Raw genomic sequence first — 5,599 nt, forward strand, 5'->3', positions numbered from 1 at the left:
GGAGGCAGGGGGGATGCCCAGAGCCGGCCATGGATGGCCGGCGGCCGGAACTGGGAGCAGGATGCGCATATTCCGGCTGGGCATCCCCCCTGCCTCCACGGCGGGCAGCGCGCGCCCCTCCCGGAGCATCAACCGACGCCCCTCAATCGGAAGAAGAGCCTTCTTCTTTCCCGCAATGGCGGTGCCGCTCCGGCAGGTCCCCGGTCCGCTTTTCGCTCACGCCAGCGCGCGCTGCGCCGCGTCGCGGATGAAGGCGAGCAGGGACGCCAGTCCGTTGCTGCGGGTGGGCGAAAGATGCTTCGCCAGGCCGATGTCGGCAATGTAGGACGGATCGTTGGCCAGGATTTCCTGCGCGCTGCGTCCGGAATACACGCGCAGCGCGAGGTAGACCAGCCCGGAGACGATGGCCGAGTCGCTGGCGGCGGCGAAGTCCAGGCGGTCGGCATCGCCCGAAGGCACGATCCAGACCATCGACTGGCAGCCGTGCAGGCGGTGCGCTTCGGTGCGGAATTCAGCGGGAAACTCCGGCAGCTTGCGGCCGAGGTCGATCAGGTACTGGTAGCGCTCGGACCAGTCGCCGAAGAAGGCGAACTCGTCGCGGATCGCGGCCTGGGCATCGGCGGCGGTGGCTTCGATCGGGAAGTGCGTGGTGGCGTCCATGGGTTCAGCCTCGCTTCCAGCGTACGCCCTGCGGCGTGTCTTCAAGAACGATGCCCTCGCCGGCGAGCTGGTCGCGGATGGCGTCGGCGCGGGCGAAGTCGCGGGATTTCTTGGCGGTGGCGCGTTCGTCGACCAGGGTCTGGATGCGGGCGTCGTCATCGCCCGAGGTGCCGCGGGCGAACCACGCTGCCGGCGCCTGCTGCAGCAGGCCGAGCGCGCGGCCGCCGGCGCGCAGGCTGGCGCCGAGCGTGGCCAGCGCCAGCAGCGGGCCGTCGCCGCTGGCATCACCGTGGGCGATCGCGCTGCGCAGCACGCGCGCGTTGCCGGCGATCGCCGCGAGCTCGGCGAGCGCCTGCGGGGTATTGAGGTCGTCGTCGAGCGCGGCCTCGATCGCGTGCGGGATGGCGGCCTCCGGTGCCAGCCCGGCGGGCACGAGCGCATCCACGTCGCGCAGCGTCCCGTACAGCCGGTCCAGCGTGCGCACGCTCTGTTCGACCAGGCCATCGGACCACTCCAGCGGCTGCCGGTAGTGCGCCGACATCAGCGCGTGCCGCAGCGCCTCGGGCGGGTGGCGCTGCACCAGGTCGTGGACCTTTTCGATGTTGCCCACCGACTTCGACATCTTGGCGCCGCCGAAGTTGAGCATGCCGTTGTGCAGCCAGAAGCGCGCGAAGGGTGCGCCGCCGTGGGCGCACTCGCTCTGCGCGATCTCGTTTTCGTGGTGCGGGAACTGCAGGTCGACGCCGCCGGCGTGGATGTCGATGGTCTCGCCCAGGTGGGCGGCGGCCATCGCCGAGCACTCGATGTGCCAGCCCGGGCGGCCGCGGCCCCAGGGCGAGTCCCAGCCGGGCAGGTCGCCGGTGGAGGGCTTCCAGAGCACGAAGTCGCCGGGGTCGCGCTTGTACGGCGCCACGTCCACGCGCGCGCCGGCAAGCATGTCCTCGAGCTCGCGGCGCGATAGCCTGCCGTAGCCGTCGAAGCTGGTGACCGCGAACAGCACGTGGCCCTCCGCAGCGTAGGCGTGGCCGCCTGCGACCAGCCGTTCGATCATGGCGATGATCTGGCCGATGTGCGCCGTGGCCTCGGGCTCGATGTCCGGCGGTGCCACGCCCAGGGCGGCCATGTCCTCGCGATAGGCGGCGGCGAAGCGGTCGGTGATGACCGAGATCGGCACGCCCTGCGCGGCGGCGGCGGCGTTGATCTTGTCGTCGACGTCGGTGATGTTGCGGGCGTAGGCCAGCGCACCGAAACGGCGGCGCAGGACGCCGGCCAGCACGTCGAACACCACCGGCCCGCGGGCGTTGCCGATGTGCACGTAGTTGTAGACCGTCGGCCCGCAGACATACATCGTGGTGCGGGCGGGGTCGCGTGGCTGGAAGGCCTCGAGCTTGCGGCTGAGGCTGTTGAAGAGTCGGAGGGTCATTTCACGGGCCGCTGGGCAGACCGGGGATTCTACCGGTGGGGGGCCATGACAGCCACGATTCAGCCCTTGGGCAAGTCCAGCGCCTACACTGCGCGTTCGCCATGCCTGCCTACTTTCCCGCAAAGCGGTGGCTGCCGCTGCTTCTGGCCCCCGCGCTCCTGGTCCCGGCGTTCGCGGTGCATCCCGCGTGGGCGCAGCACACGGTGATCCAGGACGAGAACGTGCGCTACGAGTACGCCCAGGTGCTGCGCGCGGAACCCGTCTACCAGACGCTGCGCGCGACCAGCATGGTCGAGCGCTGCGAACAGTCCAGCCTGGTGCAGCCCGAAGACAGCGAAGACCGGCGCGGCCTGTCGCGCGTGGTCGGCGCCGTCCGCGACGTCCTGACGCCCGGCAATCGCCGCGACGCGGCACCGGATACCGACGGCGACGGCGAGGGCGACTGCCGCATGGTGCCGGTGGAGCGCGAGTTCCGGCGCCCGATCGCCTATGACGTCGACTACGTGGTCCGCGGGGTCAAGTACCGCTCGCGGCTGCCGCGCGACCCGGGCAACCGGCTCCGGGTCAAGGTGGCGGTGACCCCGGTGGTGCGGGAAGGCAACGTCGATTGAGTCGACCCTTGCCCGGCGCCAGCCGGCATGGGAAGATCGCTGCGATGCAACAAGCCGACGCCCGAGTCCACGACCTCCTGACCTCCGCCCGCATGGCGGCAGGCATGACCTCGCGCGCGCGTCGACCGGAATCCCACCTTTCCCTGGGTTAGACCGGACAGCACCTGTGTTCCGTCGTTCGAAGCCCGGCCCGCGCCGGGCTTTTTCGTTTCCGTTTCCATGGACCAAGCCATGACTCCCACCCCGCAGCACTTCCTCAACACCCAGGACTGGACCCGCGCCCAGCTCGACGCCGTGCTCGCCGAAGCCGCGCGCCTGAAGCGCGATCCCGTCGGCGACGCGCTGAAGGGCAAGTCGATCGCGCTGGTGTTCTTCAATCCCTCGATGCGCACCCGCACCAGCTTCGAGCTCGGGGCCTTCCAGCTCGGTGCGCACGCGGTGGTGCTGCAGCCGGGCAAGGACGCGTGGCCGATCGAGTTCGAGCTCGGCTCGGTGATGGACGGCGAGCCCGAGGAGCACATCGCCGAGGTCGCGCGGGTGCTCAGCCAGTACGTCGACATGATCGGCGTGCGCGCCTTTCCGAAGTTCGTCGACTGGGCGGTCGACCGCGAGGACCGGGTGCTGAAGGGCTTCGCGAAGTACGCCACGGTCCCGGTCATCAACATGGAGACCATTACCCATCCCTGCCAGGAGCTGGCGCATGCGCTGGCGCTTCAGGAGCACTTCGGCACCAGCGACCTGCGCGGGAAGAAGTACGTGCTGACCTGGACATACCACCCGAAGCCGCTGAACACCGCGGTCGCGAACTCGGCGCTGACCATCGCCACCCGCATGGGCATGGACGTGACCCTGCTGTGCCCGACGCCGGAATACGTGCTGGACGGGCGCTACATGGGTTGGGCCGAAGCCAACGTTGCCGAAAGTGGTGGGTCGCTGTCCGTCAGCCACGACATCGAATCCGCCTATGCCGGCGCCGACGTGGTGTATGCCAAGAGCTGGGGCGCACTGCCGTACTTCGGCAACTGGGCGCCCGAGAAGCCGATCCGCGACCAGTTCCGGCACTTCATGGTCGACGAGGCCAAGATGGCGCGCACCAACGATGCCGTCTTCAGCCACTGCCTGCCGCTGCGCCGCAACGTCAAGGCCAGCGATGCGGTGATGGACTCGCCGGCCTGCATCGCCGTGCAGGAAGCCGGCAACCGTTTGCACGTGCAGAAGGCGGTGATGAAGGCGCTGGCGGGGCGCTGAGGCGGCCTGTGGTCCGGTCTGTGGAACGGCCTGTGGAGAGTGGCCTGTGGGAGCGGCCTGTGGGAGCGGCCATGGCCGCGATGGCCGCGGCCTGCCGGGCATGCCATACATCCCGATCGCGGCTGTAGCCGCTCCCACAACAGCCCCGCCAGTCGCCCCACCAGTCCCTACCAGTCCCCTGCCAGTCCCCGCCAGCCCCCCACCATTCCCCAACAGTCCCCAACAGTCCCCAACAGTCCCCAACAGTCCTCCGCCAGTCGCCCGCCAGTCGCCCCAGCAGTCCCTACCACTACCAGTTTCCCCCGCATCCCGAGACCTCCACATGACCGCTCCGTCCGAATCCAAAGACATCGTCCTCGCCTTCTCCGGCGGGCTGGACACCAGCTTCTGCGTGCCGTGGCTGCAGGAGCGCGGCTGGGCCGTGCACACCGTGTTCGCCGATACCGGCGGCGTGGACGCGGCCGAGCGCGAGGCGATCGAGGCGCGGGCGGCCGAGCTTGGGGTCGCCAGCCACGTCACCATCGACGGCGGCCCGGCGATCTGGGACGGCTTCGTGAAGCCCTTCATCCACGCCGGCGAGGCTTACCAGGGCCAGTACCCGCTGCTGGTCTCCGACCGCTACCTGATCGTCGACGCGGCCCTTGCACGCGCCGGCGACCTTGGCACCAACGCGATCGCGCACGGCTGCACCGGCATGGGCAACGACCAGGTGCGCTTCGACCTGGCGGTGAAGGCGTCGGGCGACTACCGGATCGTGGCGCCGATCCGCGAGATCCAGAAGGAACACACGCAGACCCGCGCCTACGAGCAGGCCTATCTGGAAGAGCGCGGCTTCGGCGTGCAGTCGAAGCAGAAGGCCTACACCATCAACGAGAACCTGCTGGGCATCACCATGTCCGGCGGCGAGATCGACCGCTGGGAAGCGCCGGGCGAGGGCGCCCGCGGCTGGTGCGCGCCGCGCAGCGCCTGGCCGAATGAACCGCTGCAGGTCGCGCTGCGCTTCATCGGGGGCGAAGCGGTGGCGATCGATGGCCGGGAGATGCCGGGCGAGCAGATCCTTGCCCGGCTCAACCGCATGTTCGCCTCCTACGGCGTCGGGCGCGGCATGTATACCGGCGACACCACCATCGGCCTGAAGGGTCGCATCGTGTACGAGGCGCCGGGGCTTGCTGCGCTGCTGGTCGCACACCGTGCGCTGGAGGAGGCGGTGCTCAGCAAGCAGCAGAACCGCTTCAAGCCCGACGTCGGCCGCAAGTGGGTGGAGCTGGTGTACGAGGGCTTCTACCACGACCCTCTGAAGACCGATCTCGAAGCCTTCCTGGCCTCCTCGCAGCGGATGGTCAACGGCGAAGTAGTGCTTGAAACCCGCGGCGGCCGCGTCGACGCCGTGGCCCTGCGCTCGCCGCACATCCTCAACGCCAGCGGTGCGACCTATGCCCAGTCCGCCGACTGGGGAGTGGAGCAGGCCGAGGGCTTCATCAAGCTGTTCGGCATGAGCAGCACGCTGTGGGCCGAGGTCAACCGGTCGTGACCGGATTCTCCAGCAGCGCCTTCTGCAGCAGCGCAGCAGCGCTTTCTGTGGGAGCGGCCATCTGTGGGAGCGGGGGGGGGGGGGGGGGGAGCGGACGCAATCACTAGCGGGAGATAGACCGCAAGA

The 5,599-nt window shown here is 69.5% G+C and carries 5 protein-coding genes; 3 read left to right on the forward strand and 2 right to left on the reverse strand.

Features of this window, described 5'->3' with window-relative positions; genetic code table 11:
* Positions 1-216: 216 nt before the first annotated feature.
* Entirely contained in the window at positions 217-660 is a 444-nt protein-coding gene (locus tag WCD84_RS09730; protein ID WP_343281235.1) for a SufE family protein, read from the reverse strand.
* A 4-nt stretch (positions 661-664) separates the two neighbouring features.
* The gene (cysS, locus tag WCD84_RS09735) at positions 665-2,083 is read right to left on the reverse strand and encodes a cysteine--tRNA ligase (RefSeq protein WP_343281236.1); all 1,419 of its coding nucleotides are present in this window, start codon (positions 2,081-2,083) and stop codon (positions 665-667) included.
* Between the two features lie 101 nt (positions 2,084-2,184).
* On the opposite strand from cysS, the gene WCD84_RS09740 reads away from it, so the two are divergent.
* From WCD84_RS09740 to WCD84_RS09750, 3 genes are all read left to right on the forward strand, one after another.
* Entirely contained in the window at positions 2,185-2,694 is a 510-nt protein-coding gene (locus tag WCD84_RS09740; protein WP_343254055.1) for a hypothetical protein, read from the forward strand.
* A 231-nt stretch (positions 2,695-2,925) separates the two neighbouring features.
* Positions 2,926-3,942, forward strand: coding sequence for an N-acetylornithine carbamoyltransferase (locus WCD84_RS09745; RefSeq protein WP_343254056.1), 1,017 nt, complete (start codon positions 2,926-2,928; stop codon positions 3,940-3,942).
* Between the two features lie 322 nt (positions 3,943-4,264).
* Positions 4,265-5,473 carry an argininosuccinate synthase gene (locus WCD84_RS09750; protein ID WP_343254057.1) on the forward strand — a complete coding sequence of 403 codons (1,209 nt, stop codon included), beginning with the start codon at positions 4,265-4,267 and terminating at the stop codon, positions 5,471-5,473.
* The last annotated feature ends 126 nt before the right edge of the window (positions 5,474-5,599 follow it).

This window comes from Luteimonas changyuni (genome assembly GCF_039548395.1).
In the GTDB taxonomy this organism is placed as follows: Bacteria; Pseudomonadota; Gammaproteobacteria; order Xanthomonadales; family Xanthomonadaceae; genus Luteimonas.

Coding starts and splice junctions, on each gene's coding strand:
- WCD84_RS09740 (WP_343254055.1), top strand. CDS start 2,185: ATGCCTGCCTACTTTCCCGCAAAGCGGTGGCTGCCGCTGCTTCTGGCC.
- WCD84_RS09730 (WP_343281235.1), bottom strand. CDS start 660: ATGGACGCCACCACGCACTTCCCGATCGAAGCCACCGCCGCCGATGCC.
- cysS (WP_343281236.1), bottom strand. CDS start 2,083: ATGACCCTCCGACTCTTCAACAGCCTCAGCCGCAAGCTCGAGGCCTTC.
- WCD84_RS09745 (WP_343254056.1), top strand. CDS start 2,926: ATGACTCCCACCCCGCAGCACTTCCTCAACACCCAGGACTGGACCCGC.
- WCD84_RS09750 (WP_343254057.1), top strand. CDS start 4,265: ATGACCGCTCCGTCCGAATCCAAAGACATCGTCCTCGCCTTCTCCGGC.